21 protein-coding genes are annotated in these 26,421 nt (G+C 65.9%); 9 read left to right on the plus strand and 12 right to left on the minus strand.

Annotated elements, in window-relative coordinates:
- Positions 1-78 precede the first annotated feature (78 nt).
- From IB225_RS03335 to IB225_RS03375, 9 genes are all read right to left on the minus strand, one after another.
- The gene (locus tag IB225_RS03335; RefSeq protein WP_192309715.1) at positions 79-1,440 is read right to left on the minus strand and encodes an NAD-dependent succinate-semialdehyde dehydrogenase; all 1,362 of its coding nucleotides are present in this window, start codon (positions 1,438-1,440) and stop codon (positions 79-81) included.
- 712 nt (positions 1,441-2,152) lie between these two features.
- Positions 2,153-2,995, minus strand: a complete 843-nt coding sequence (locus IB225_RS03340) for an ABC transporter permease subunit (RefSeq protein ID WP_192309716.1) — start codon at positions 2,993-2,995, stop codon at positions 2,153-2,155.
- The gene (locus tag IB225_RS03345; RefSeq protein ID WP_192309718.1) at positions 2,992-3,906 is read right to left on the minus strand and encodes an ABC transporter permease subunit; all 915 of its coding nucleotides are present in this window, start codon (positions 3,904-3,906) and stop codon (positions 2,992-2,994) included. The genes IB225_RS03340 and IB225_RS03345 overlap by 4 nt, the downstream gene beginning before the upstream one ends.
- Positions 3,903-5,039 (minus strand): polyamine ABC transporter ATP-binding protein, encoded by a 1,137-nt coding sequence (potA, locus tag IB225_RS03350; RefSeq protein WP_192309720.1) that lies wholly within the window; start codon positions 5,037-5,039, stop codon positions 3,903-3,905. Before potA ends, IB225_RS03345 begins: the two co-directional genes overlap by 4 nt.
- Positions 5,040-5,138: 99 nt before the next feature.
- Positions 5,139-6,260: a polyamine ABC transporter substrate-binding protein gene (locus tag IB225_RS03355; protein WP_192309721.1), complete on the minus strand. Its 1,122-nt coding sequence runs from the start codon at positions 6,258-6,260 to the stop codon at positions 5,139-5,141.
- A 202-nt stretch (positions 6,261-6,462) separates the two neighbouring features.
- Complete coding sequence (locus IB225_RS03360) at positions 6,463-7,578, minus strand: polyamine ABC transporter substrate-binding protein (protein WP_192309723.1); 1,116 nt, start codon at positions 7,576-7,578, stop codon at positions 6,463-6,465.
- A gap of 90 nt (positions 7,579-7,668) precedes the next feature.
- A complete protein-coding gene (locus tag IB225_RS03365; RefSeq protein WP_192309725.1) occupies positions 7,669-9,033 on the minus strand; it encodes an aspartate aminotransferase family protein in 1,365 nt (454 codons plus the stop codon).
- A gap of 116 nt (positions 9,034-9,149) precedes the next feature.
- Positions 9,150-10,544 (minus strand): glutamine synthetase family protein, encoded by a 1,395-nt coding sequence (locus tag IB225_RS03370; RefSeq protein ID WP_192309727.1) that lies wholly within the window; start codon positions 10,542-10,544, stop codon positions 9,150-9,152.
- A gap of 102 nt (positions 10,545-10,646) precedes the next feature.
- Entirely contained in the window at positions 10,647-11,408 is a 762-nt protein-coding gene (locus tag IB225_RS03375; protein ID WP_192309729.1) for a gamma-glutamyl-gamma-aminobutyrate hydrolase family protein, read from the minus strand.
- A 209-nt stretch (positions 11,409-11,617) separates the two neighbouring features.
- Here IB225_RS03375 and IB225_RS03380 point away from each other — a divergent pair, with 209 nt between their 5' ends.
- The 4 genes from IB225_RS03380 to IB225_RS03395 all read left to right on the plus strand — a co-directional run bounded on the left by IB225_RS03380 (position 11,618) and on the right by IB225_RS03395 (position 16,484).
- Complete coding sequence (locus IB225_RS03380; RefSeq protein WP_192309731.1) at positions 11,618-12,997, plus strand: glutamine synthetase family protein; 1,380 nt, start codon at positions 11,618-11,620, stop codon at positions 12,995-12,997.
- Between the two features lie 130 nt (positions 12,998-13,127).
- The gene (locus IB225_RS03385; RefSeq protein WP_192309732.1) at positions 13,128-14,417 is read left to right on the plus strand and encodes an FAD-binding oxidoreductase; all 1,290 of its coding nucleotides are present in this window, start codon (positions 13,128-13,130) and stop codon (positions 14,415-14,417) included.
- Positions 14,418-14,514: 97 nt separating this feature from the next.
- Positions 14,515-15,819: a diguanylate cyclase gene (locus IB225_RS03390; RefSeq protein ID WP_192309738.1), complete on the plus strand. Its 1,305-nt coding sequence runs from the start codon at positions 14,515-14,517 to the stop codon at positions 15,817-15,819.
- A gap of 203 nt (positions 15,820-16,022) precedes the next feature.
- Complete coding sequence (locus tag IB225_RS03395; RefSeq protein ID WP_192309740.1) at positions 16,023-16,484, plus strand: bacteriohemerythrin; 462 nt, start codon at positions 16,023-16,025, stop codon at positions 16,482-16,484.
- Here IB225_RS03395 and IB225_RS03400 read toward each other — a convergent pair.
- From IB225_RS03400 to IB225_RS03410, 3 genes are all read right to left on the minus strand, one after another.
- Positions 16,481-17,767, minus strand: coding sequence for an MFS transporter (locus IB225_RS03400; RefSeq protein WP_192309742.1), 1,287 nt, complete (start codon positions 17,765-17,767; stop codon positions 16,481-16,483). The genes IB225_RS03395 and IB225_RS03400 overlap by 4 nt on opposite strands.
- A gap of 136 nt (positions 17,768-17,903) precedes the next feature.
- Positions 17,904-19,406: an aldehyde dehydrogenase gene (locus tag IB225_RS03405; protein WP_192309743.1), complete on the minus strand. Its 1,503-nt coding sequence runs from the start codon at positions 19,404-19,406 to the stop codon at positions 17,904-17,906.
- 206 nt (positions 19,407-19,612) lie between these two features.
- Positions 19,613-20,161 carry a cupin domain-containing protein gene (locus IB225_RS03410; RefSeq protein WP_192309745.1) on the minus strand — a complete coding sequence of 183 codons (549 nt, stop codon included), beginning with the start codon at positions 20,159-20,161 and terminating at the stop codon, positions 19,613-19,615.
- 207 nt (positions 20,162-20,368) lie between these two features.
- On the opposite strand from IB225_RS03410, the gene IB225_RS03415 reads away from it, so the two are divergent.
- From IB225_RS03415 to IB225_RS03435, 5 genes are all read left to right on the plus strand, one after another.
- Entirely contained in the window at positions 20,369-21,739 is a 1,371-nt protein-coding gene (locus IB225_RS03415; RefSeq protein ID WP_192309747.1) for an aspartate aminotransferase family protein, read from the plus strand.
- A 66-nt stretch (positions 21,740-21,805) separates the two neighbouring features.
- Positions 21,806-22,921: an alanine dehydrogenase gene (gene ald, locus IB225_RS03420; protein ID WP_192309748.1), complete on the plus strand. Its 1,116-nt coding sequence runs from the start codon at positions 21,806-21,808 to the stop codon at positions 22,919-22,921.
- Between the two features lie 228 nt (positions 22,922-23,149).
- Positions 23,150-24,640, plus strand: a complete 1,491-nt coding sequence (locus tag IB225_RS03425) for a CoA-acylating methylmalonate-semialdehyde dehydrogenase (RefSeq protein WP_192309750.1) — start codon at positions 23,150-23,152, stop codon at positions 24,638-24,640.
- Positions 24,641-24,672: 32 nt separating this feature from the next.
- Positions 24,673-25,893 (plus strand): serine hydrolase domain-containing protein, encoded by a 1,221-nt coding sequence (locus IB225_RS03430; protein ID WP_192309752.1) that lies wholly within the window; start codon positions 24,673-24,675, stop codon positions 25,891-25,893.
- A 121-nt stretch (positions 25,894-26,014) separates the two neighbouring features.
- Positions 26,015-26,383, plus strand: coding sequence for a response regulator (locus IB225_RS03435; protein ID WP_192309754.1), 369 nt, complete (start codon positions 26,015-26,017; stop codon positions 26,381-26,383).
- Positions 26,384-26,421: the final 38 nt, after the last annotated feature.

Below are 26,421 nucleotides of genomic sequence, written 5' to 3' on the forward strand. Positions count from 1 at the left end.
GGCGTGACCGCGCTGGGCGCGGCAGGCAGACACTATGTCGGAGGCATCGCGGGGAAACGACCGCCGTTGGTCACTGGGTCAAGCGATATAGACCGACTTGATGTTCATGAACTCGTGGATGCCGTGCTCGGCGAGCTCGCGACCGAAGCCGGAGCGCTTGGTGCCGCCGAACGGCAGGCGCACGTCGCTGCGCACGATCGCATTGACGAACGCTGCGCCGACCTGCAGCTGGCGTGCGATGCGGTTGCCGCGCTCCACATCCTTCGTCCACACGCTGCCGCCCAGTCCGAACGTGGTGTCGTTGGCGACACGCACGGCCTCGGCATCGTCTTTCACCCGCAGGATGCTGGCGACCGGGCCGAACAGTTCTTCCTCGTAGGCCGGCATGCCGGACACCACCGCATCGAGGATCGAGGCCGGATACCCGGCATGGGACGCATCAGGCTCGCCGCCAAGCAGCACCTTCGCGCCCTTCGACACACTGGCCCGGACCTGCTTGTGCAGTTCGTCGCGCAGATCCTGGCGCGCCATCGGCGCCAGCGTGGTCGCATCATCCTGCGGGTCGCCGAGTTGCAACTTCGCCGCGGCCTCGACGAAGCGCTTCACGAATTCGTCCGCGATGCCGTCCTGCACGATGAAGCGCTTGGCCGCGATGCAGGTCTGTCCTGCGTTGCCGAAGCGCGAGGCCACCGCACCGGCCACCGTCTTCTCCAGATCGGCATCGTCCAGCACGATGAAGGCATCGCTGCCGCCCAGTTCCATCACGCTTTTCTTCAACTGGCTGCCAGCATTGGCCGCCACGGAGCGGCCCGCGCGCTCGCTGCCGGTCAGCGTCACCGCGACGACACGCGGATCACGGATGACCTCGGCGGCCTGTTCGTTGTCGATATGCAGCACGCCGAACACGCCATCGGGCAATCCCGCTGCCGTCAGCACATCGGCGATCACGTCCGCGCACCGCGGCACGTTGCTCGCGTGCTTGAGCACCGCCACGTTGCCGGCCATGAAGGCGGGCGCGAGGAAACGGAACACCTGCCAGATCGGGAAATTCCACGGCATTACCGCCAGTACGCAGCCGATCGGCTCGTAGCGCACGTAGCTGCGCTGACCGTCGGTGGATACCGGCTGGTCCTGCAGATAGTCGGCCGCGTGGTCGGCGTAGTAGTCGCAGGCACCGGCGCACTTGTCGACTTCAGCCAAGGCCTCCTTGCGCAGCTTGCCCATCTCGGCGGTCATGATGCGCTGGATGTCGTCGCGTCGGCGGCGCAGTTCCGCCCCGACCGCACGCAGGACCTTGCCTCGCTCGGCCAGCGACAGGGCGGACCACGCCGGGAATGCCTGCTGCGATGCCGCCAGCAAGGCGTCCACCTGCGCGGAGGTCATCAGTTCGTGGCGGTAATCGACCTTGCCGGTCGCGGGATTGATCGTTTCGACGGTCATGGGTGTTCGGGTCTAGGTGCGTCGGAATGTTGAAGGAATTCTGGAGACGGCAACGTTATGGCGCCGTGGCGGCCAGGATCAGGCGCATCGCAGGACAAACTCGTCATCCCGCGGGATGCCTGGACTGGACCGCGCCAGGAAGAGGCGTCAGCTTGAATCATTTTCTAGAGGACAACCCTGCACGGCCCCCGTCCAAGCTCCAGCACGACTTCCCTGACTCCGGACGACACCAAGCCAAGGCTAGCCGATTCAGGGCACAGACCATGAGGTGGCTCATGCACCGCGACTCCCCATTGCCCCGAGAGATCGCTCGAGAACATGAGCTTTCCTTCCTCGTCGGTAAGGAGTGTGAAATCTATGGTTTCAATGTCGCAGTCGATGCATGGAAAGCGATCCCGCTGGAAGCGATGCACAGAGACGGCTTGGTTCTTAACTGGAGCGCGACTTTGCGCGTCGACAACAGCAACCTCCACAGTCCACGACTGCTTCAGTTTGGGAAGCGGCCGTAGATCCCCGTCGCAACCGGCCAAAGCGAAGAAGAATGCTGCGAGCGCCACCGACTTCACCATTGTCCTCCAACGCCGGCTTCCATTCCGCTGCTCGCTAATCTGCCGGATAAAGCGAGGGCAAGATCAAGATGGATCCCGGCTTTCGTCGGGACGACGGCAAACGCGACGACGGCCTCACTCCGGGCTGTTCGGAAGCTGTCGCGCTAACCGTTGTCCTGCAACGCCAGTTGCATGTCGCGCTGCCGCCGCTTCTCCTCGCGGGCCATGAACCACCAGCCGATGAACGCGGCCGCGCTGACCACGAGGATCATCAGCGTCGCGAGCGCGTTGATCTTCGGACTCAGGCCCAGGCGCACCGACGAGAACACCTTCATTGGCAGCGTGGTCGAACTGGGACCGGCGACGAAGCTGGCGATCACCACGTCGTCCAGCGACAGCGTGAAGGCCAGCAGCCAGCCCGAGACCAGTGCCGGCGCGATGATCGGCAGCGTGATCAGGAAGAACACCTTGATCCGGTTCGCCCCTAGGTCCATGGCGGCCTCTTCCAGCGACTTGTCCAGTTCGGACAGGCGGGAGGAGACCACCACGGTGACAAACGCCAGGGTGAACGTCACATGCGCGATCCAGATCGACAGGATGCCGCGGGGCTGCAGCCCGACGACCTGCCCGAGCGAGACGAACATCAGCAGGATCGACAGGCCGATGATCACCTCGGGCATCACCAGCGGCGCCGTGATCAGTGCACCGAACAGCGTCTTGCCGGGGAAGCGCCGCATGCGCGTCATCACCAGCGCCGCCATCGTGCCCAGCACCACCGCGGCGGTCGCAGTCCAGAACGCCACCTTGATGCTGACCCACGCTGCGTCGAGCATCTGCTTGTCGCGGAACAGCTCGCCGTACCACTTGAACGAAAAGCCCGACCACACCGTGGCCAGGCGCGACTCGTTGAAGGAGTACACCATCAGGATGAAGACCGGGATGTAGAGGAAGGCGAATCCCAGCCCGAGCACCGTCCAGTTGACGGCGCGTTGTCCGGCGCGGCTCATGTCAGCCTCCCTTCCATCTCGCGCTGCTGTACCCGGTTGAAGATCACGATCGGGATCAGCAGCAGGATCAGCATGACGATGGCTACCGCCGACGCCGCCGGCCAGTCGCGGTTGTTGAAGAACTCGCCCCACAGCACACGGCCGATCATCAGCGTGTCCGGGCCGCCGAGCAGTTCGGGAATGACGAACTCGCCCACCGCCGGGATCATCACCAGCATGCAGCCGGCGATGATGCCCGCCTTCGACAATGGCAGCGTGATGGTGAAGAACGCCTTCCACGGCTTCGCGCCCAGGTCGTAGGCCGCTTCCAGCAAACGGTGGTCGTGCTTCACCAGGTTGGTGTACAGCGGCAGCACCATGAATGGCAGGTAGCAGTAGACGATGCCGATGTACGCGGCCAGCGGCGTGTACAGGATCTGCAACGGCTCATCGATGATGCCGATCTTCATCAGCAGGTTGTTGAGCAGGCCGTTGTTCTTGAGGATGCCGATCCAGGCGTAGACGCGGATCAGGAACGACGTCCACGACGGCAGCACGACCAGCATCATCGCGATGTTGCGCGACGAGGGCGGCATCCGCGCGATCACGTAGGCGATCGGGTAAGCCACCAGCAGCGCGAGGAAGGTGGAGATGGCCGCGATCTTGATCGAACTGAGGTAAGCCGCCACGTACTGCGAATCGGTGAACAGCGCCGCGTAGTTGCCCAGGTTGAGCTTGAGCGTCAACGCCTCGTCGATGTACTCGAGGATGGGCGTGTACGGCGGCATCGCGATCGCGAGCTTGGAGAACGAGATCTTCAGGACGATCAGGAACGGAATGGCAAAGAACAGCAGCAGCCAGACATAGGGCACCGAGATCACGCCCCAGCGTGGCCCCGGCAGGCGCTTGCCCAGGGAACGGAGGATGTTCATGAGGTCAGCACCACGCCGTCGTTGTCGCCCCACCACACCCAGACTTCATCGTTCCAGGTGAGCCCTTCGCTCGCCCAGCGTTGCACGTTGGCGAAGTTGGCCATGAACTTGTAGCCGCTCGGCAGGCGTACGTGGTAGACCGAATGACTGCCGAAATAGGCGATGTCCTCGATCACACCCTTGGCCTTGTTGTGTGGCTGCTCGGGCTCCTGCTTGCCGATGCCCAGCTTCTCCGGCCGCACAGCGAACCCGACTTCCTGCCCTTCGAATCCCGAGATGCCGTGGCCGATGTAGATCGGATCCGGCAGCTGCGGCGAGCGGATGGTGACGTAATTCGCCTCGTCCTCTTCCACCGCGCCCTCGATCAGGTTCACCGAGCCGATGAACTCGGCGGCGAAGCGGCTGGTCGGCTGCTCGTAGATCTCGTCCGGCGTGCCGACCTGGCGGATCCAACCCTGGTCCATCAGCGCGATGCGGGTAGCCATGGTCATGGCCTCTTCCTGGTCGTGGGTGACCATCACGCAGGTCACGCCCGACTTCTCGATGATGCTGACCAGTTCGAGTTGCATCTGCGAGCGCAATTTCTTGTCCAGCGCACCCATCGGCTCGTCGAGCAGCAGCAGCTTCGGCCCCTTGGCCAGCGATCGCGCGAGCGCAACGCGCTGCTGCTGGCCGCCGGACAACTGGTGCGGCTTGCGCTTGGCCAGCTTGCCCAGTTGCACCAGCGCCAGCATCTCTTCGACGCGCTTCTTGATGGCGTCCTTGGACAGGCCATCCTGCTTGAGGCCGAAGGCGATGTTCTGTTCCACCGTCATGTGCGGAAACAGCGCATACGACTGGAACATCATGTTGAGCGGACGCTCGTAGGGCGGCAGATCGTTGAGCAGCTGCCCGTCCAGGTAGATCTTGCCCGAGGACGGCTTCTCGAACCCCGCCAGACAGCGCAGCAGCGTGGACTTGCCGCTGCCCGAGCCACCGAGGAGCGCGAAGATCTCGCCCTTGCGGATGGTCAGGTTGGTGTCGTCCACCGCCACGAAGCCGTCGAATTCCTTGCGGACGTCGACGATGCGCAGATACTCCTGTGCGTTCGCCTTGCCGTTCTGTGCCGCGCCGTTGCCCTGTTCTGCCGCCATGGGGGTCCCCTGCTCGCCGGGCCGCACGGGCACCGGCATGGATATGCGTCTGCGATCTCCGGCCACCGGGACGGACGGCGTCCGTCCCGGCTGCGGCGCTTACTTGCCGGTCTTCAGTTCCGTCCAGATGCGGGTGTACTGGCGGTCGACTTCCGGCGGGATGATGGCGAAGGTGAACAGCTTGGCTTCCACCTCGGGCGTCGGATAGATCGTCGGATCCTCGGTGATCGCCTTGTCCATCAGTTCCTTCGCCTTCGGAATGGCGTTCGGGTAGCTGATGAAGTTGGAGTTGTTGGCCATCACCTGCGGATCGAGCAGGTTGTTGATGAAGGCATAGGCCTCGTCGAGGTGCTTGGCGTCCTTCGGGATGGCCAGCATGTCGAACCACTGCGGCGCGCCTTCCTTCGGGATCGCGTAGGCGATGTTGACGCCGTTCTTGGCGTCGACCGCACGGTCGCGCGCCTGGATGATGTCGCCCGACCAGCCGACGACCAGGCAGGTGTCGCCGTTGGCCATCGCGTCGATGTACTGCGAGGAGTGGAAGTTGGTGATGTAAGGACGGATCGTCTTCAGCAGCGCGGCCGCCTTGTCGATCACCGCCGGATCCTGGCTGTTCGGATCTTCGCCCAGGTAGTTCAGCGCGATCGGAATGATTTCGGACGGCGTGTCGAGGAAGGTCACGCCGCAGTCCTTCAGTTTGCTGATGTTCTCCGGCTTGAACACGATGTCCAGGCTGTTGGCGATGTCGGTGTTGCCGAACGCAGCCTTGACCTTGTCGACGTTGTAGCCGATGCCGGTGGTGCCCCACATGTAGGGGATGGCGTACTGGTTGCCCGGGTCCTGGTTCTCCAGCCGCTTCATGATGGCCGGGTCGAGGTTGGCGTAGTTGGGGATCTTGGACTTGTCCAGCGGCAGGAACACGCCGGCCTGGATCTGGCGGCCGAGGAAGTTCATCGTCGGCACGACCACGTCGTAGCCGCTGCTGCCGGCCAGCAGCTTGGTCTCCAGCACTTCGTTGCTGTCGAACACGTCGTAGGTCACCTTGATGCCGGTGGCCTTCTCGAAGTTCGGGATGGTGTCTTCGGCGATGTAGTCCGACCAGTTGTAGACGTTGACCTGCTTGGCACCGCCCGTATCGGCGCCGCCTTCACTGCCGGATTTTCCGCCGCATGCGGCGAGGGTACACAGGGCCAGGGTGGTTGCCAGTACGCGCAGTTTCATCAATCTCTCTCCATTCGGCCCGCGAGGGCGGCTTGATGTGGTCCCGGACCGGCCAGTGGCCGCCGCGGGCATGCTGTCATTGCTGTGGCCGGTTCCGTGCCGTCGTGCTCCCCTTCTCCCCTCCCCGGTGGCGCCTGCCGCTTGCACGGGCGGACGCCACGATGACGAAGGGCGCGTCCGTCACGGCACGCGCCCCTGTGTTTCAGCGCCCGGTCTTGAGTTCCGTCCAGATGCGCGTGTACTGGCGATCCACTTCCGGTGGCAACACCGCGAAGGTGAACAGTTTCGCGTCCACGTCCGCCGGCGGATAGATCGTCGGATCGTCCGCGATGACCTTGTCGACCATCGGCTTCGACGACGGCACCGGGTTCGGATAGGTCACGAAGTTGGTATTGGCCGCGGCGACCTTCGGGTCCAGCAGGTAGTTGATGAAGGCGTAGGCGCTGTCGACGTTCTTGGCGTCTTTCGGGATCGCCAGCATGTCGAACCACTGCGGCGCGCCTTCCTTCGGGATCGAATAGGCGATGTTCACGCCATTGCCCGACTCGGCAGCACGGTCGCGTGCCTGGATGATGTCGCCCGACCAGCCGACCACGAGGCAGATGTCGCCGTTGGCGAGATCGTTGATGTACGAGGACGAGTGGAAATTGCGGATGTACGGGCGGATCGACTTCAGCAATGCCGCCGCCTTGTCGATCACCGCCGGATCGAAGCTGTGCGGATCCTCGCCCAGGTAATTCAGCGCGATCGGGATCAGTTCCGACGGCGTGTCCAGCACGGTGATGCCGCAGTCCTTCAGCTTGGCCGCGTTCTCCGGCTTGAACACCACATCCCAGCTGCCCGTCACGGCGGTGTCGCCGAAGATCGCCTTGATCTTGTCTACGTTGTAGCCGATGCCGCTGGTGCCCCACAGATAGGGCACGGCGTACTGGTTGCCGGGATCCTGCAGCGCGATGCGCTCCAGCATCTTCGGGTCGACGTTCTTCAGGTTGGGAATCTTGGACTTGTCCAACGGCAGGAACACGCCGGCCTGGATCTGCCGGCCGAGGAAGCTCAGCGACGGCACCACCACGTCGTAGCCGCTGCTGCCGGCCAGCAATTTGGTCTCGACCATCTCGTCGCTGTCGAACACGTCGTAGGTCACCTTGGTGCCGGTGGCCGCTTCGAAGTTCGGGATGGTGTCCTCGGCGATGTAGTCGGACCAGTTGTAGACGTTGAGCGCCTTCGACGATGCGCCATCGGCCGCCTTGTCGTCCTTGCCGCCACAGGCTGCCAGCACGACGGCGGCGAGCATGACGGAGAGGGTCTTGAGCTTCATCGGGTTCTCCATGAACAGGAACAGGGGGATGGGACCATCATACGCCCGGGCCGCGACGCTGTGACGCAGCGCACGTCCCGCGCGGCGACGTCACATCCCGAGGTCCGCCGCGGTGTCGTTGAGCGCCTTCCAGGTCTTGTCGAACAGCTCGTCCACCTGCGCGCGGGTGATCACCAGCGGCGGCGACAGCAGCATCGCGTCCCAGGTCGCCCGCAGGATCAGCCCGTGCTTCAGTGCGTGGTCGCGACAGCGCGGACCGACGGTGCCGCGCTCCGGGAAGAACGCACGCTTGCCCTTGTCGGGCACCAGCTCCAGCGCACCGACCATGCCGGCGATGCGCGCCTGCCCGACCAGGCGGTGTTCGCCGAGCTCGGCCCAGCGTTGCGCCAGGTAGGGGGCGACGTCGTTCTTCGCGGTCTCGACGATCTTCTCGTCCTGCAGGATGCGGATGTTCTCGAGCGCCACCGCCGCACATACCGGGTGGCCGGAGTACGTCGCGCCGTGCGCCAGCTCACCGCCCTGCTCCTTCAGTACCTTCGCCACGCGGTCGTTGAACATCGCCGCGCCCAGCGGGATGTAGCCCGAGGTGATGCCCTTGGCCACCGGCATGATGTCCGGCTGGAAGCCGAAGTACTGCGAGCCGAACCACTCGCCGGTACGGCCGAAGCCGCAGATGACCTCGTCGGCCACCAGCAGCACGTCGTACTTGCGGCAGATGCGCTCGATCTCCGGCCAGTAGGTCATCGGCGGAATGTAGACGCCGATGGCGCCCATGATCGGCTCGCCGATGAAGGCGGCCACGCGGTCAGGGCCCAGTTCGAGGATCTTCTGTTCAAGCCGCCGAGCCGCGACCAGGCCGTACTCGTCCTCGGACAGGTCGCCGCCGTCGGCGAACCAGAACGGCGCATCGATGTGGTGGATATCGGGAATAGGCAGGCCACCCTGCTTGTGCATGCCCTTCATGCCGCCCAGGCTGGCGCCGGCCATCGTGGTGCCGTGGTAGCCGTCGTGCCGGCCGATGAAGATGTTCTTCTGCGGTTTGTCCTGCACCGCCCAGAAGTGGCGGACCATGCGCAGGATGGTGTCGTTGGCTTCCGAACCGGAATTGACGAAGAAGGAATGGTTGAGATCCCCCGGCGCGAGCTCGGCCAGCTTGGCCGCGAGTTCGATGGTCGGCTCGGTCGTGCACTGGAAGAAGCTGTTGTAGTAGGCGAGCTGCGTCATCTGCTTCGACGCGACCTCACCCAGTTCCTTGCGGCCGTAGCCGATGTTGACGCACCACAGGCCGGCGAACGCGTCGAGCAGCTGGTTGCCGTCGGCATCCCAGACGTAGCAGCCCTCGCCTTTGGTCAGGATGCGCGTGCCCCTCTTCGCCAGCGCGGCGTTGTCGTTGAACGGGTGCAGGTGATGCTCGGCATCGAGCTTCTGCAGGGTGCGGGTGTCGAGTTGGGTCATGTGAAGCTCCACATCAGGATCGGTTGTGGGAGCGACGTCAGTCGCGATGGGTTACCGGTAAAGCCTCATCGCGACTGACGTCGCTCCCACAGGAAGAATCTGGGAAAGGTTACGGATCAGACATTCAACAACAGGAATTCCCGCTCCCACGAACTGATCACGCGGAAGAAGGTCTCGTACTCCTTGCGCTTGACCGAGACGTACGCACGCACGAAGCGGGCGCCCATCAGTTCCTGCAGCGGCTTGCAGCCCTCCAGTTCGTCCAGCGCCTCGCCCAGCGAGCGCGGCAGTTCGAAGCCGATGTCCTGCGCACTGCTTGCCAGCGGTTCGGTCGGCTTGAGCTGTTCGCGGATGCCGAGCAGGCCGCAGGCCAGCGTGCCGGCCATCGCGAGATACGGGTTGGCGTCGGAACCGGCGAAGCGGCTTTCCACGCGCATGTTCTCCGGCGTGTCCATCGGCACGCGCAGGCCGCAGGTGCGGTTGTCGTAGCCCCACTGCACGTTGATCGGGGCCACCTGGCCCAGCGCCAGGCGGCGGTAGGAATTGACGTTGGGCCCGAAGAACGCCATCGCCATCGGCACGTACTTCTGCAGGCCCGCCAGATAGTGCCCGAACAGCTTGCTGCCCTTGCCTTCCGTCTTGCCGGCGAACACGTTGCGGCCCGACTTGATGTCCACCAGGCTCTGGTGGATATGCATCGCGCTGCCGGGCTCGTTCTCCATCGGCTTGGCCAGGAAGGTCGCGTACACGCCGTGGCGCAACGCCGCTTCGCGCATCGTGCGCTTGAACAGGAATACCTGATCAGCGCGCGACAGCGCATCCTGGTGGGTGAAGTTGACCTCCAGCTGCGCCGCGCCGGACTCGTGGATCAGCGTATCCACGTCCAGCTCCATCGCCTCGCAGTAGTCGTACATCAGGTCGAGGATCGGGTCGAACTCGTTGACCGCATCGATCGAATACGACTGCCGCGCTGTCTCCGGGCGCCCGGAACGACCGGCGGGCGGCAGCAACGGGAAGTCCGGGTCGGTGTTCTTCTGTACCAGGAAAAACTCCAGCTCCGGTGCGACGACCGGGCGCAGGCCTTCCTTCTCGTACGCGGCGAGCACACGGCGCAGCACGTTGCGCGGCGCCAGTTCGTGCGGTTTGCCTTCCTTCGTGTAGCAGTCGTGGATCACCTGCGCGGTGGGATCTGCTGCCCACGGCACCATCCGCACGGTGTCGGGATCGGGGCGCAGGAACATGTCCGAATCCGACGGCGAGGTCAGCTCGTAGTAATCGTCCGGGTAGTCGCCGGTGACGGTGGTAGCGAAGATGCCTTCCGGCAGGCGTGTACCGTAGTCGTGGCTGAACTTGTCGGCCGGGATGATCTTGCCGCGCGCATTGCCGGTGATGTCCGGCACCAGGCACTCGACCTCGGTGATGCTGCGTTCCTTTAGCCAGCGGCGCAGCGAGCTTTCGGATTGCTCGGCGGTGTTGGCCTTGGTTTTTCGCTGGGATTGTTTCTGGCTCATGGGAAAGACGGTCCTGGGAGGAAAAGGCCGGCGCACTGCACCGATCGCGTGCAGCACGGGCGCGTCAGCGCCCGCCCTCCCATGGCGGGGGGTGCCGCCGCTTCACGCCCCACCTCCCCGCCGCGCCGCACGGGCACGACACGCGTTGCCGAACGCCTGGAAGATCGCCAGGTAGAACGGGTTCTCGATGACCTTCCATTCCGGATGCCATTGCACGGCCAGCATGAAGGCCGGTCCATCGTGGCGGAACGCTTCGATCAGGCCGTCCGGTGCCTGCGCTTCGACGACGAGGCCTTCGCCCAACTGGCGTACACCCTGCCCGTGCAGTGAATTGACCATGGCCTGCGTGTCGCCGACCAGCGTGGCCAGCAGGCCGCCGGGCACCAAGGCGACACCGTGCGCAGGCCCGTACTGCACGTCGAGCGGATCGTCCTTGTTCTCGCGGTGGTCCAGGAATCCCGGCTGCTCGTGCACCTTCTGGTACAGCGTGCCGCCGAACGCGACATTGACCTCCTGGAAGCCGCGACAGATCGCCAGCACCGGCACACCCATCTCGATCGCGAGTGGAATCAGCGGCAGGTTGGTGGCGTCGCGGCGTGGATCCAGCAGGTTGCCCTCGTAGCTGGACTCGTTGCTGTAGTGATGCGGTTCGATATTGCTGACCGCGCCGGTCAGCAGCAGGCCATCGAGACCGTCGAGCACCTGGCGGAGCGGCAGTACCGGATCCAGCGTGGGGATCAGCAACGGCAGACAGCCGGCCCCGTCGACCACCGCGCGCACGTACTTCTCGCCAACGGCAAGGAAGGGATGCGCACCGATTTGCTTGTGGTCGGTCGGCAGACCGACCCGCGGCAGCGGGGTCATGCAGGAAGCCCGGAATGGCTTGCAGGCAAGTTAACCCGGCCGTTTTATTTTTACAACACGACGGCGCCAGATGACATTTTCGGCGTCCATATGGTGCGCCGCGGCACCAATTTCGGGCATTTCTGTGGGTTACGGAAATTCTTCCGTTGAGTATTCTTGACGCATCGACCGCTCTGCTAAGCTGCGCCGCAGCCTCCAGGATGACCACCATGCGCCCCGATTCCGCTGCGCCTTCCCTGCCCGCCGACGACGCCGCGACGCTGGCCGCAATCCCCGATTGCGAACAGGTCGACCTGCTGCTGCCGGACATGAACGGCCTGCTGCGCGGCAAGCGCATCACCCGCGACGCATTGGAGAAGGTGTACCGCGACGGCGTGTGCCTGCCGATGTCGCTGATCGCCACCGACATCACAGGCAACACCGTGGAAGAAACCGGCCTGGGCTACGACATCGGCGACGAGGACCGCATCTGCCGTCCTGTGCCGGGCTCGCTGCGGCCGGTGCCGTGGTCGCCCCGCCCGGCTGCGCAGTTGCTGCTGAGCATGGAGGACGCACAGGGCGGCATGTTCGAGGCCAACCCACGCGAAGTGCTCAAGCGCGTGCTGGCGCGCTACGCCGCACGTGGCCTGAAGCCAGTGGTCGCGGTGGAACTTGAGTTCTACCTGTTCGACCAGCGCATGGACGACGCCGGCCGCCCGCGCACCTCGATCAATCCGGTCACCGGACAGCGCAACACCAGTACGCAGGTCTACTACATGGAAGACCTCAACGACTACCGCGGCTTCACCGACGCGGTCGCCGCCGCGTGCCGCGCGCAGCGCATCCCCGCCGACACCGCCGTGGCGGAGTACGCACCCGGCCAGTTCGAGATCAACCTCAAGCATCGCGACGACGCCCTGCTCGCCTGCGACGACGCCATCTACCTGAAGCGCGCCATCAAGGCCGTCGCACAGCAGCAGGGACTGATGGCCAGTTTCATGGCCAAGCCGTTCGCCGAACAGGCAGGCAGCGGTATGCATATCCATGCCAGCGTGCTGGATGCCGAGGGCCGCAACATCTTCGCCTCCTCCCAGGCGGCGCCGGCGGATGCGCTGAAGCACGCCATCGGCGGCCTGCAGCGCAGCGACCAGGACGCGCTGCTGCTGTTCGCGCCGCACGCCAACAGTTACCGGCGCTTCGTGCTGAATGCGTTCGTGCCGCTCAATGATGTGTGGGGCTACAACAACCGCACCGTCGCCATGCGCATCCCGCACAGCGACGAGGCCAACACGCGCATCGAGCACCGCATTGCCGGTGCCGACGCCAACATCTATCTGGTCACCGCTGCGGTGCTGGCCGGCATGCTGCACGGCATCGAGCAGGGCTTCGACCCCGGCCCGCCGATCACCGGCAATGCCTACGACCAGACCGAGATCCGCACGCCCTACTGGCGCGAAGCCATCGCCTCGTTCATGGGCAGCGACTTCATCCGCGAGCAGTTCGGCGAATCGTTCCGGCACATCTACGGCCAGCAGAAGCTCAAGGAGATGCACAGCTTCTACACCGAGGTGACGGATCTGGAGTACGCGTGGTACCTGCGGTCGGTGTGATGGGGATCGCGCGCACGCCTTCCATCGTCATTCCGGCGTACGCCGGAGTCCATGTTGCTTTAGCGCGCTCCGGAAGAAGCAGGATCAAGATGGATTCCGGCGTACGCCGGAACGACGGCCAGGAGACGGCATGACTCCTTCCGCGCATGCGCCTTACCCCGACAGCTGGTACGCCGCCAGCGCGATGCCCCTGCCCGCCCAGCCCACGCTGGAAGGCCGCATCCACGCGGATGTCTGCATCCTCGGCGCCGGCTACACCGGGCTGTCGGCGGCGCTGGAACTGGCCGAAGCCGGCTACAAGGTCGTCGTACTGGAAGCCGAGCGCATCGGCTGGGGCGCTTCGGGCCGCAACGGCGGCCAGGCCATCGCCGGCTTCGGTTGTGGCGAGGCCAAGCTGGAAGCGCTGGTCGGGTTCGACGATGCGAAGAAGATGTTCGACCTGTCCGTGGAAGGGCTGCGCTGGCTGCGCGGCCGGATCGACCGGCACGGCATCGACTGCGACTGGCGCGACGGCCATGCCACGGTGCCGATCAAGCCGCGCCAGCAGCGTGAGGTCGAAGCCGCCGTCGAGGAATTCAACACGCGCTACGGCCACCCGGTGCAATGGTGGGATCGCAAACGGCTGCGCAGCCAGCTGGCCAGCGACCGCTACCTCGGCGCGATGTACGACCCGGTCAGCGGCCATCTGCATCCGCTGGCCTACGTGCTGGGCCTCGGGCGTGCGGCGCTGGATGCAGGCGTTCGCATCTTCGAAGGCTCCCGCGTCACGCAGCTGGTGCGCGGCCACCGGCCCGTCCTGAAGACCGCCCACGGCGAAGTCGTCTGCGACACCGCGATCCTGGCCGGCAATGCGCTGCTGCGCGGCATCGCCCCGGAACTGGAGTCGCGGATGATGCCGGTGGGCACCTACATCGCCGCCACGCCACCGCTGGGCGAGCAGCGCGCACGCGACCTGATCCGCAACGACATGGCGGTGGCCGACACCAACTGGGCGCTCGACTACTTCCGCCTCGGCCGCGATCACCGGCTGCTGTTCGGCGGACGCGCCAGCTACTCGACGATGACGCCGCCCAACCTGCGTGGCGTGATGACGCGGCGCATGCACCGCGTGTTCCCGCAGCTGCGCGATGTCGGCATCGAATACCTGTGGGGCGGGATGATCGACATCTCGCTCAACCGCGCCCCGCACTGGGGCCGACTCGCGCCGAACCTGTATTTCGCACAGGGCTTCTCCGGCCACGGCCTGATCGCCTCGGGGCTGGCAGGCACCCTGATCGCCGAAGCGGTCCGTGGCCAGTCCGAGCGGCTGGACCTGTTCGGGAAGATCCACCACCACCCGTTCCCCGGCGGCCGCGCCCTGCGGACCCCGATCCTGGTGGCCGCCATGGCCTGGTACAAGCTGCGCGACGCGCTCTGGTAAGGCTTTCACCGCTCCGTCACATTTCGTGACGGAGCTCTCAAGTCCGTCCCACAGCGGCCGATAGAACCGACAGGAACCCCTCTCGGCCGCCCCGAGCATGTCCAGTCCGCAACGCGCCGCACCTCCCATCGCCAACGCACCGCCCCTGCCCCAGCGCATCCTGGTGGTGGAGAACTCGCGCACGCACGCGCGGCTGATCGGCGAGGCCATCGAGCAGAAGCTCAGCCTGCCGGTGGTCTATGCGTCCACATTGAACGAAGCGCGCGCCACGCTGGAGAAGCACCCGGACTGGTTCATGGTGGTCACCAGCCTGGTGCTGGCGGACGGCAGCCACGACGAGGTGGTGGAGTTCTTCCTGTCGCGCCAGCTGCCGACGGTCGTGGTCAGCGGCGTCTACGATGACGCGCTGCGCGAGCAAGTGCTGCGCCGGCAGGTCGTGGACTATGTGCTGAAGAACACCCCGGGCAGCATCGACTACCTGGTCTGGCTGGTGCAGCGCCTGGAACGCAACCGTCGCATCGCCGCGCTGATCGTCGACGACTCGCGTTCGGCGCGCCAGCACGCCGCCGCCCTGCTGTCGATGTACGGCTTCCGCGTAGTGGAAGCGGCCGACGGCGAGGCCGGACTGGCGATGCTGGACGCCAACCCCGACATCCGCCTGGCGATCGTCGACCAGGAAATGCCCGGCATGAAGGGCCATGAATTCACCCGTCGCCTGCGTGCCCGCCACGCGCGCGACCACCTGGCGATCATCGGCATCTCCGGCACCAGCGACAGCAGCCTGGTGCCGCGCTTCCTGAAGAGCGGCGCCAACGACTTCCTGCACAAGCCCTTCTCGCGCGAAGAATTCTTCTGCCGCGTCTCGCAGAACATCGACCAGCTGGAACTGATAGGCACGCTGCAGGACCTCGCCACGCGCGACTTCCTGACCGGCCTGCCGAACCGGCGCCACTTCCTGGCCGAATGCCATGCGCTGCTGCCCAACACGCTGGGGCGCCAGCAGGCGGTCACCGCGGCCATCATCGACATCGACCACTTCAAGCACATCAACGACAGCTACGGCCATGAAGCCGGCGACGTCGCGCTGAAGGCGGTCGCCCAGGCCATCGCGCGCCACGCCGGCGCGCAGGACCTGGTCGCCCGCTTCGGCGGCGAAGAGTTCTGCGCACTGGTGCCTTACCTGGGCGAACACGAGTCGGTCGAGTACTTCGAATCACTGCGTGCCGCGATCGAGGCGCTGGAAGTCGATGTCGGCAGCCATAAGCTGCGCATGACGGTCAGCATCGGCGTGTTCCGCACCCGCTTCCCCGGCCAGACGCTCAACCACCTGATCAGCGAGGCCGACCGGCGGCTGTACCTGGCCAAGGCGGGTGGGCGGAACCGGGTGGTCTCCAGCGGCTGATCCTCGTTCCTGTGGGAGCGACGCAAGTCGCGCACTTTGCCGTCGTTGAGGCAAGAGCTCGAGACTTGCGTCGCTCCCACACCAAACATCGATTCCGCTCCCTGCGACCCCATGTCGCAGCATTGATCCCGATCAATGCCGCGACGCGGGCGCGCACCTAGATTTCCCCTGCATTCCGGCATCCGCCGGCAGGGGACACCGACATGACACTGCTGATCTGGCAGGACGACATGGACACGGGCATCGACATCATCGATGGCCAGCACCGCCGCATCGTGGAGATGATCAACCATCTGCACGTCACCCAGAAATCGATGGAGCGCTTCGCCGTCGGTGAAGTGATCGACGAACTGGTCGACTACACGCTGTCGCACTTCGCCTTCGAGGAAGAGCTGATGGAGGAAGCCGGCTATCCGTTCAGTGCCGCCCACAAGCGCGTGCACGAGGTGTTCACCAAGCGCGTGTCCGAGTACCGGCTGCGCTTCGAAGCAGGCGAGGACATCGTCGATGACCTGCGCAGCATGTTGTCGCGCTGGCTGTTCAACCACATCCGCAACGACGACAAGGCGTATGCGGATTCGGTGAAACGGCACCTCAACCAGTTCGTGCGTGAACACCAGCAGGGCGGCTGGTTGAGCCGCACCGTGAGGCGGCTGTTCGGTTAACGCGAGGCGACGCGGCGGGGCATGACCAGCAGCGCCAGCAGCGTGAGCCCGGCCATCGCGGCCAGGTACCAGCCGACCGATGCGAGACCGTAGCGCTCACCCAGCCGCGTGGCGATGTAGGGCGCGGGCGATGCGCCCAGGATGCCGGCCATGTTGAACGCCAGCGACGCGCCCGTGTAGCGCACGGCGGTCGGGAACATCTCCGCCAGGATCGTGCCGCAGGGGCCGTAGGTCAGCCCCATCGCGCCCAGCCCCAACGCGAGAAACGCGAGCACGCCCAAGTCGCTTCCCGACTGCAGCAGCGGCGCGAACACGAAACCGAAGCCGATGATCAGCAGCGTGGCGACGATCATCGCGTTGCGCCGCCCGTAGCGGTCGGCATACAGCGCCGACACCGGAATGGTCAACGCAAAGAACAGCACGCCGACCATCTGCAGCATCAGGAAGTGCTCGCGCGTGTAGCCCAGCTTCGACGTGCCCCAGCTCAGCGCGAACACGGTCATCAGGTAGAACAGCACGAACGTGGCCACCAGCGCGAACGTGCCGGCGACCAGCGCGAACGGATGCTCGCGCACCGCCGTCAGCATCGGCACCTTCACCCGTTCGTCCTTGTCGAGCGCCTTCTGGAAATCCGGCGTCTCGGTGATCTTTAGCCGCACCCACAGGCCGACGAACACCAGCACCGCGCTGGCGACGAACGGGATGCGCCAGCCCCAGGCGAGGAACTGCGCGTCGGTCATCAGCTCAGTCAGCAGCAGGAAGATGCCGGTCGAGCACAGGAAACCGATCGGCGCGCCCAGCTGCGGGAACATGCCGTACCACGCACGTTTGCCCGGCGGCGCGTTCTCGGTCGCCAGCAGTACCGCGCCGCCCCACTCGCCGCCCAGGCCGATGCCCTGCCCCAGACGGCACAGCGCCAGCAGCAGCGGTGCGAGCAGGCCGACCTGTTCGTAGGTCGGCAGCAGTCCGATCACCACCGTCGAGATACCCATCGTCAGCAGTGCCGCCACCAGCGTCGCCTTGCGCCCGATGCGGTCGCCGAAGTGCCCGAACAGCGCCGACCCCACCGGTCGCGCGATGAAGGCCAGCGCGAACGTGGCGAACGACTGCAGCGTTGCGGTGGCCGGATCGCCCTGCGGGAAAAACAGGTGCGGGAACACCAGCACCGCCGCCGTGGCGTAGATGTAGAAATCGAAGAACTCGATGGTGGTACCGATCAGGCTGGCGAACAGCACGCGACCGGGCGAGTTCGCGGGCGCGGGAGCAACGGCGGTGGCGGTCATGGACGGGCCGGTCGATGGGTCGGGGCGATTCTGGCAGAACAGGCAGGGATGCTGTGGGAGCGATGTGAGTCGCGACCTCCGTCCGGCTTGACGGACGCCGGCATCGCGACTGACGTCGCTCCCACAGGAAGCATTTTCAGCTCCCGAGGTTGATCCAGGTCGCCTTGATCTCGGTGTACTTGTCGAAGGCGTGCAGCGACTTGTCGCGGCCGTTGCCGGACTGCTTGTAGCCACCGAACGGGGCGGTCATGTCGCCACCGTCCCAGTAGTTCACCCACACGCTGCCGGCACGCAGCTTGCGCGCGACGCGATGCGCGCGGCTGATGTCGCGCGTCCACACGCCGGCGGCAAGACCGTACTCGCTGTCGTTGGCCATGCGCAGCGCCTCTTCTTCGCTGTCGAAGGCGATCACCGACAGCACCGGCCCGAAGATCTCCTCGCGACTGATGGTGTGCTCGTGCGCCACGTCGTCGAACACGGTCGGCTCGAGGTAGCAGCCACCGGACTCCACGTCGGCGCGCTGCCCGCCCAGTGCGAGGCGCGCGCCTTCGGCCTTGCCCTTCTCGATGTAGTCCAGCACGCGCCGGGTCTGGCCTTCGTCGACCATCGCGCCCATCGGCGCGCCGGGATCGAGCGGATGGCGCGGTCGCATCGCCTTGCCGGCCTCGACCACGCGGGCGACGAACTCGTCCTTGATCGAGCGCTCCACCAGCAGGCGCGACGCCGCGGTGCAGACCTCGCCCTGGTTATAGAAGATGCCGCCGGCCGCCGCCTTCGCCGCGACCTCCAAGTCGTGCGCGTCGGCGAACACGATGTTCGGGCTCTTGCCGCCGCATTCCATGTACGCCCGCTTCATGTTCGACAGGCCCGCGCACTGCAGCAGGCGCTTGCCGACCGCGGTGGAGCCGGTGAACACAAGACCGTCCACGTCCATGTGCAGCGCCAGCGGCTCGCCGGCGGTCTTGCCGAAGCCCGGCACCACGTTGAGCACGCCGGCCGGAATACCGGCCTCGATGGCGAGCTCGGCCAGCCGGATCGCGGTCAGCGGCGATTTCTCCGACGGCTTCAGCACGATGGAGTTGCCCATCGCCAACGCCGGCGCCAGCTTCCACGTCGCCATCAGCAGCGGGAAATTCCACGGCACGATCGCGCCGATCACGCCCAGCGGCTCACGCGTGACCAGGCCGAGCTCGTCCTGTCCGGTCGCGGCGACTTCGCCGTAGACCTTGTCCAGCGCTTCGGCGGTCCAGCCCATGCAGCGGATCGTCGCGGCGATGTCCACGTTGCGCGCATCGCTGACCGGCTTGCCCATGTCCAGCGATTCCAGCAGCGCCAGTTCGTCGGCATGCTGTTCGATCAACTGAGTGAACTTCAGCAGCACCTTCTTGCGATGCACCGGCCGCGCGTTCGACCAGGCGCCGGCATCGAAACTGCGACGCGCCGCGACGACGGCCCGGTTGATGTCCTCTTCCTGCCCGTCGGCGACCTGGCCCAGCACGCGCCCGTCGATCGGGCTGACGCAGTCGAAGGTCTTGCCGCTGGCGGCATCCACGTACTTGCCATCGATGAAGGCCTGCGTGCGGATCGACAGCCCGGCGGCCATCGCCTGCCAGTCCTGTTGCGTGCGGGGATTGCTCATGGGGACTCCAGGTTCTGCCCCCTCCCCTGTTCACGGGGGAGGGTTGGGGTGGGGGCAAGCCGGCGCAAAGATCGCTCGCCTTTAGTGATGTTCCGAGTGTAGTTACACGAACCCACACTCGAAGCATCGAGACTTTCAACGGGAATGCGGCGCCGTCGCCCCCATCCCAACCTTCCCCCGCAGGCGGGGGAAGGAGCCTTCTCCATCTAGAACGTCGCCGGTGTATTGGCGCTGACAATGACGGCATCGACATCGCCGATATTGCGGAAGCGATGCGGTGTACGGCTCTCGAAGTAATAGCCCTCGCCCGCGGTCAGCACGCGGACCTGGTCGCCGACGGTGACTTCGACTTCGCCGGCGATCACCACGCCGCCTTCCTCGCCGTCGTGCGCCAGCATGCTGTCGCCGGTATCGCTTCCCGGCGGCATGACCTCGCGCAGGATGCACATCTGCCGCTGCGGCCGGTGCTGGCCCAGCAGGAAGTAGTGGATGCCGTTGCTGCCGACGTCGGGCAGGTCGCCGGTGCCGTAGAACGGGCTGTCGGGCAGCCCCTTCTCGAGGTCGAGGGTGAAGAAATCGGCCAGCGAGATCGGGATGCCGTCCAGCACCTTCTTCAGCGAACTGACCGAGGGGCTGACCTTGTTCTGCTCGATCAGCGAGATGGTGCTGTTGGTGACGCCCACGCGCTTGGCCAGCTCGCGCTGGCTGAGGCCTTTGGATTTGCGGACCAGCTGCAGGCGTGCGCCGATATCCATCACCACCCTTCGGTCGAACCCAGATGTCACGGGATACTTTACACCCCGGCACCCATCGGTCAATCCGCGATTGCGCCCCGGAATGCCTGATCCTCCTGCAACTCGCTGCCTGCCCGGCGATCGCCCCGGGAAACCGCCTTCCGTCACGGTTGTAAAGTTTTTTCAACGCGCTAAGCTGCGCCCATCCACCCCCGCCCTGGAGCCGCGATGAGCGCTGACGACACTTCCTCCGCCCTGGCCGACCACTACGCGCGCCAGAACCTGGAAGCGCCCGGTTCGCTGGACAACTTCTGGATGCCGTTCACCGCCAACAAGCAGTTCAAGGCCAAGCCGCGCCTGCTCGCCAGCGCGTCGGGCATGTACTACAAGGACGTCGATGGCAACGAGGTGCTGGACGCCACCGCCGGCCTGTGGTGCTGCAACGCCGGCCACGCACGGCCGCGCATCGTCGAAGCGGTGAAGCAGCAGGTCGGTACGCTCGACTTCGCCCCCAATTTCTCGATGAGCTCGCCGCTGCCGTTCAAGCTGGCCGAGCGCCTCGCCGCCCTGACCCCGGGCGACCTCAACAAGGTGTTCTTCAGCAACTCCGGTTCGGAAGCCGTGGACAGCGCACTGAAGATCGCCCTGGCCTACCACCGCGTGCGCGGCGAAGGCCAGCGCACGCGCTTCATCGGCCGCGAGAAGGGGTACCACGGCGTCGGCTTCGGCGGCATGTCGGTCGGCGGCCTGCCGAACAACCGCAAGTGGTTCGGTCCCGGCCTGCCGGCGGTATCGCATATCCGCCACACGCTGGACGTCTCGCGCAACGCCTTCTCGAAGGGCCTGCCGCCGCACGGCCTCGAACTGGCGGAAGACCTCGAGCGCCAGATCGCGCTGTACGACGCCTCCACCATCGCCGCCGTCATCGTCGAGCCGATCTCCGGTTCGGCCGGCGTGGTCATCCCGCCGCAGGGCTACCTGCAGCGCCTGCGCGAGATCTGCGACAAGCACGGCATCCTGCTGATCTTCGATGAAGTGATCACCGGCTTCGGCCGCGTCGGCCACGCCTTCGGTGCGCAGCGCTTCGGCGTCACGCCGGACATGATCACGGCGGCGAAGGGCATCACTAACGGCTGCGTGCCGATGGGCGCCACCTTCGTCTCCGAGCGCCTGTTTGAGACCTTCATGAGCGGGCCGGACAACGCCATCGACATGTTCCATGGCTACACCTACTCCGGCCATCCACTGGCCTGCGCCGCCGCGCTCGCCACGCTGGACACCTACGAAGAGGAAAACCTGTTCGACAAGGCCCTCAGCCTGGGCGAGTACTGGCAGGAGGCGCTGCACTCGCTGAAGGACCTGCCGAACGTCATCGACATCCGCAATTTCGGCCTGGTCGGCGCCATCGAACTGGCCCCGCGTCCGGGCGCGCCGGGCACCCGCGCCTACGACGTCTTCGCCAACGCGTTCCACGAGGGCCACCTGCTGACCCGGGTGACCGGCGACGTCATCGCCCTGTCGCCCCCGCTGATCGTGGAGAAGGAGCACATCGACCGGATCGTGAATGTCCTGGCGGACACCATACGGGCAACCGCGTAAAATTACGGACCAACGGCACCAGCGCTCCCCCGCGCGCGAAGCCCCTTCCCGCTACTGGAGAGCAACATGCTGATCGGCGTCCCCAAGGAAATCAAAAACCACGAATACCGCATCGGACTTACCCCGTCCGGTGCCCGCGAGCTGGTGTCGAATGGCCACCAGGTCATCGTCCAGCGCGATGGCGGCAAGGCCATCGGCCTGACCGATGAGCAGTACATCAAGGCCGGCGCGCAGATCGTCGACACCGCCGCGGAAATCTTTGCCCGCGCCGACATGATCATCAAGGTGAAGGAGCCGCAGCCGAACGAGTGCGCCATGCTGCGCCCCGGCCAGGTGCTCTACACCTACCTGCACCTCGCGCCCGACCCCGAGCAGACCAAGGCGCTGGTCGCCTCCGGCGCCACCTGCATCGCCTACGAAACCGTCACCGACCGCAAGGGCGGCCTGCCGCTGCTGGCGCCGATGTCGGAAGTCGCTGGTCGCATGTCGATCCAGGCCGGCGCACATGCGCTGGAGAAGGCGCAGGGTGGTTCCGGCGTGCTGCTCGGCGGCGTGCCCGGCGTGAAGCCGGCGGAAGTGCTGGTGATCGGCGGTGGCGTGGTCGGCATCAATGCCGCGCGCATGGCGATGGGCATGAACGCGCACGTCACCATCCTCGATCGCTCGCTCGACCGCCTGAAGTACCTCGACGAGCTGTACGGCCACCAGCTAACCACGATCTATTCGACGCGCGACGCCATCGAAGAGCGCCTGCCGGACACCGACTTGGTGATCGGCGCGGTGCTGATCCCCGGTGCCGCCGCCCCCAAGCTGGTGTCGCGCGAGCAGCTGAAGCTGATGCGCCCCGGCTCGGTGCTGGTGGACGTGGCGATCGACCAGGGCGGCTGCTTCGAGACCTCCAAAGCCACCACGCACCAGAACCCGACCTACGAAGTGGACGGCATCATCCACTACTGCGTGGCGAACATGCCGGGCGGCGTCGCCCGCACGTCCACCTTCGCGCTGACCAACGCCACCCTGCCCTTCGCCGTGCAGCTGGCGAACAAGGGCGCGAAGCGGGCGCTGCTGGACGACGAGCACCTGCTCAACGGCCTGAACGTGCACGCCGGCAAGGTCACCTACAAGGCGGTCGCCGACGACCTCGGCTACGCCTACGTGCCGGCGCGCGAGGCGCTGGCGTAAGCCTGCACGTCCCTTCTCCCCGCCTGCGGGGAGAACGTGCCGAAGGCGGATGAGGGGCGCCCCGGAGCCACTGCCGCCCCGGCAATGTCGAATCCATCGAGCGATTGGAAAACGCAACACCCGAAACACCGCGCCACGACTGAAGAAAAAGGCTCCGTCACCCCTCACCCGCCCTCCGGGCACCCTCTCCCCGCTCGCGGGGCGAGGGATACAGCAAGGTAGTCCGCCATGACAGAAGCGCTGCACCATTTCTTCAACGGACAGCGGACGGAAGGCGGCAGTGGCCGCTTCGGCGATGTATTCGACCCCGCCACCGGCACCGTCACCGCACGCGTGCCGCTGGCCTCGGTCGATGACGTGAAGCAGGCCGTGGATGCTGCTTCCAACGCTTTTCCCGCCTGGGCGGCGACCACGCCGCTGAATCGCGCGCGCGTGATGTTCCGCTTCAAGGAACTGTTGGAAAAGCACGCGGGTGATCTGGCAAAGATCATCACGTCCGAACACGGCAAGGTGCTGTCCGATGCGCGCGGCGAAGTGACGCGCGGACTGGAAGTGGTCGAGTTCGCCTGCGGCATCCCGCACCTGCTCAAGGGCGAGCACTCGATGAACGTCGGCCGCGATGTCGATTCGTGGACCGAATACGCGCCGCTGGGTGTCGTCGCCGGCATCACGCCGTTCAATTTTCCCGCGATGGTTCCGCTGTGGATGTTTCCGGTGGCGCTGGCCTGCGGCAACACGTTCGTATTAAAGCCGTCGGAACGCGATCCGTCGGCGGCGCTGTTCATGGCTGATCTGCTGAAGCAGGCCGGCCTGCCGGACGGCGTGTTCAATGTCGTCCACGGCGACAAGGTCGCGGTGGACGCGCTGCTCGACGAACCGCGCGTGCAGGCGCTGAGTTTCGTCGGCTCCACGCCGATCGCCGAATACATCTATGCGCGTGGCAGCGCCAACGGCAAGCGCGTGCAGGCGCTGGGCGGTGCGAAGAACCACATGGTGGTGCTGCCTGACGCCGACCTCGACGGTGCCGTCTCCGCATTGCTCGGCGCCGGCTATGGCTCGGCCGGTGAACGCTGCATGGCGATTTCGGTCGCCGTCTGCGTGGGCGATGCCACCGCCGACGCGTTGGTCGCGGCACTGGCGCCGAAAGTCGCCGCGCTGAAGATCGGTCCCGGCTGCCTCGATCCCGAAATGGGTCCGCTGGTCACCGGCGCGCACCGCGACAAGGTGCGTGGCTATGTCGATGCCGGCGTGGCCGAAGGCGCCGATCTCGTCGTCGACGGACGCGGCCATGTGGTCGATGGCCACGCCGACGGCTTCTTCCTCGGCGGCTGCCTGTTCGACCGGGTGACGCCGGCGATGACGATCTACCGCGAAGAGATCTTCGGTCCCGTACTGTGCGTGATGCGCGTACCGGACCTCGATGCCGCACTGCAGCTGGTCAACGAACACGAGTACGGCAACGGCACCGCCGTGTTCACGCGCGATGGCGGCGCCGCGCGCGAGTTCGCCCATCGCGTGCAGGCCGGCATGGTCGGCATCAACGTGCCGATCCCGGTACCGATGGCGTTCCACAGCTTCGGCGGCTGGAAGCGCTCCACCTTCGGCCCGCTGCACGTGCACGGTCCCGACGGCGTGCGTTTCTACACGCGCCTGAAGACCGTCACCGCCCGCTGGCCGGAGACGCACGTGGCCGAGTTCGTGATGCCGACGATGAAGTAAAGTCGGGGCCGGTTCCTCACCGGTACTGGCCCATGTCCTTGCGTCGTATCCGCGTTCTTGCCTCACTGGCGTGCCTGGTCGCATCGACCGCGGCCACCGCAGGCGAACCCGTCGCCCAGGTGCGCGTCGCCTTCGATCGCGACGGTGTCGTCGCCACGCGCGCCGAGGGCGTGGCCGACCTGACGACCGGACGCAAGGTCACCGCCGATGATTCCGTGCGTGTCGCCTCGATCTCCAAGCTGGTGACCGCCATCGGCTTGATGCGGCTGGTGGAAGCCGGCACGCTCGACCTCGATGCCGATGTCTCGACCTACCTCGGCTGGACGCTGCGCCATCCGCGCTTCCCCGACACGCCGATCACCTTGCGCCTGCTGCTCTCGCACCGGTCCAGCCTGACCGATGCGGCCGGCTACTACGCCACACCGCTGGGACAGCCGTTGAAAGGCATCCTCGACGACGCCAAGGCTTGGGACGACTCCCACGCGCCGGGCACGCATTTCCGCTACACCAACCTCAACTTCCCGCTGGTGGCGATGGCGATGGAGCGCGCTACCGGTGAACGCTTCGACCTGCTGATGCGCCGGTTGGTGCTGGAACCGCTGAAGCTTGATGCCTGCTTCAACTGGGAAAGCTGCGATGCTGCCACCGCGACGCGCGCCGTCGTGCTCTATCGCGACGCCCAGCCCGTGCGCGACGAGAATCGCACTGGCAAGCCCGATTGCGCCGTGGTCGTCGAAGAAGGGGCGGACTGCGACCTCGCCCGCTGGAAGCCCGGAGACAACGGCGCGCTGTTCTCGCCACAAGGCGGCCTGCGCATTTCCGCCAATGGACTGGCGAAGATCGGCCGCCTGCTGGTGAACCGGGGCGAGGTGGACGGCGTGCGCCTGCTCCAGCCCGCGAGCATCTCCACCCTGGTGACGCCGCAGTGGTCCTTCGACGGGCGCAACGGGGTGACGCACGAGGAAGACACCGGCGATGGCCAAGGCAAGGCGTTCTTCTGCCGCTACGGGCTGGCCGTGCAGACGCTGGCCACGCCGACGAAGGGCTGCGGCGATGATCCGTTCGGCGACCGCATCGCGCGCGTCGGTCATTCCGGCGACGCGTACGGCCTGCGCTCGGGACTGTGGGTGGATCTGGAGGCCGGCACGGGCGTGGCCTACTTCGCCACCGACACCGGCGGTTCGCCCGCCGGCGCGCATTCCGCCTTCACCCGCCTCGAGGAAACCCTGGCCTCCGACTCCGCGTCGCCGTGACGCCGTGACGCCAAGGGGCGTCCGCTCAAGATCTTCCTGCGCCTGCCGATAGTGCCTACATGTCGGCCCGCGTCGATCGACGATGCGGGCGTCAAACGATCCAACAGGGGGATCCATCACCATGACGTCACGTCCTACCGTCCTGCTTTGCGACGATTCGCGCGCCTTGCGCATGCTGGCCGCGCGCCAGTTGGAAGACTGCGGTTTCGAGGTCGTCGGCGAAGCCGGCAACGGCAACGAAGCCGTCAACCAGTACCAGGCCCTCAAGCCCGACGTGGTGCTGATGGACCTGGTGATGCCGGAATGCGACGGCAAGCAGGCGCTCGGCCAGATCCTGTCGCTCGATCCGGGTGCCCGCGTGGTGATCCTGAGCTCGCTCGGTGGACAGGGCGACATCGAGGAATGCCTTAAGCTGGGCGCGAAGTCGTACCTGCAGAAGCCCATCGATCCGGAAGTGATGGATCGCGTGCTGCACGAAGCGGTCGCCTGACCGCGCGCACGTTCTCCTTCCTCTTCAGTACGAGACCA

The organism is Pseudoxanthomonas sp. PXM02, assembly GCF_014851805.1.
GTDB lineage: Bacteria > Pseudomonadota > Gammaproteobacteria > Xanthomonadales > Xanthomonadaceae > Pseudoxanthomonas_A.

What these genes read in the sequence shown, in the direction of transcription:
- IB225_RS03335 (WP_192309715.1), bottom strand. Translation starts at nt 1,440, where the DNA reads ATGACCGTCGAAACGATCAATCCCGCGACCGGCAAGGTCGATTACCGC.
- IB225_RS03340 (WP_192309716.1), bottom strand. Translation starts at nt 2,995, where the DNA reads ATGAGCCGCGCCGGACAACGCGCCGTCAACTGGACGGTGCTCGGGCTG.
- IB225_RS03345 (WP_192309718.1), bottom strand. Translation starts at nt 3,906, where the DNA reads ATGAACATCCTCCGTTCCCTGGGCAAGCGCCTGCCGGGGCCACGCTGG.
- potA (WP_192309720.1), bottom strand. Translation starts at nt 5,039, where the DNA reads ATGGCGGCAGAACAGGGCAACGGCGCGGCACAGAACGGCAAGGCGAAC.
- IB225_RS03355 (WP_192309721.1), bottom strand. Translation starts at nt 6,260, where the DNA reads ATGAAACTGCGCGTACTGGCAACCACCCTGGCCCTGTGTACCCTCGCC.
- IB225_RS03360 (WP_192309723.1), bottom strand. Translation starts at nt 7,578, where the DNA reads ATGAAGCTCAAGACCCTCTCCGTCATGCTCGCCGCCGTCGTGCTGGCA.
- IB225_RS03365 (WP_192309725.1), bottom strand. Translation starts at nt 9,033, where the DNA reads ATGACCCAACTCGACACCCGCACCCTGCAGAAGCTCGATGCCGAGCAT.
- IB225_RS03370 (WP_192309727.1), bottom strand. Translation starts at nt 10,544, where the DNA reads ATGAGCCAGAAACAATCCCAGCGAAAAACCAAGGCCAACACCGCCGAG.
- IB225_RS03375 (WP_192309729.1), bottom strand. Translation starts at nt 11,408, where the DNA reads ATGACCCCGCTGCCGCGGGTCGGTCTGCCGACCGACCACAAGCAAATC.
- IB225_RS03380 (WP_192309731.1), top strand. Translation starts at nt 11,618, where the DNA reads ATGCGCCCCGATTCCGCTGCGCCTTCCCTGCCCGCCGACGACGCCGCG.
- IB225_RS03385 (WP_192309732.1), top strand. Translation starts at nt 13,128, where the DNA reads ATGACTCCTTCCGCGCATGCGCCTTACCCCGACAGCTGGTACGCCGCC.
- IB225_RS03390 (WP_192309738.1), top strand. Translation starts at nt 14,515, where the DNA reads ATGTCCAGTCCGCAACGCGCCGCACCTCCCATCGCCAACGCACCGCCC.
- IB225_RS03395 (WP_192309740.1), top strand. Translation starts at nt 16,023, where the DNA reads ATGACACTGCTGATCTGGCAGGACGACATGGACACGGGCATCGACATC.
- IB225_RS03400 (WP_192309742.1), bottom strand. Translation starts at nt 17,767, where the DNA reads ATGACCGCCACCGCCGTTGCTCCCGCGCCCGCGAACTCGCCCGGTCGC.
- IB225_RS03405 (WP_192309743.1), bottom strand. Translation starts at nt 19,406, where the DNA reads ATGAGCAATCCCCGCACGCAACAGGACTGGCAGGCGATGGCCGCCGGG.
- IB225_RS03410 (WP_192309745.1), bottom strand. Translation starts at nt 20,161, where the DNA reads ATGGATATCGGCGCACGCCTGCAGCTGGTCCGCAAATCCAAAGGCCTC.
- IB225_RS03415 (WP_192309747.1), top strand. Translation starts at nt 20,369, where the DNA reads ATGAGCGCTGACGACACTTCCTCCGCCCTGGCCGACCACTACGCGCGC.
- ald (WP_192309748.1), top strand. Translation starts at nt 21,806, where the DNA reads ATGCTGATCGGCGTCCCCAAGGAAATCAAAAACCACGAATACCGCATC.
- IB225_RS03425 (WP_192309750.1), top strand. Translation starts at nt 23,150, where the DNA reads ATGACAGAAGCGCTGCACCATTTCTTCAACGGACAGCGGACGGAAGGC.
- IB225_RS03430 (WP_192309752.1), top strand. Translation starts at nt 24,673, where the DNA reads ATGTCCTTGCGTCGTATCCGCGTTCTTGCCTCACTGGCGTGCCTGGTC.
- IB225_RS03435 (WP_192309754.1), top strand. Translation starts at nt 26,015, where the DNA reads ATGACGTCACGTCCTACCGTCCTGCTTTGCGACGATTCGCGCGCCTTG.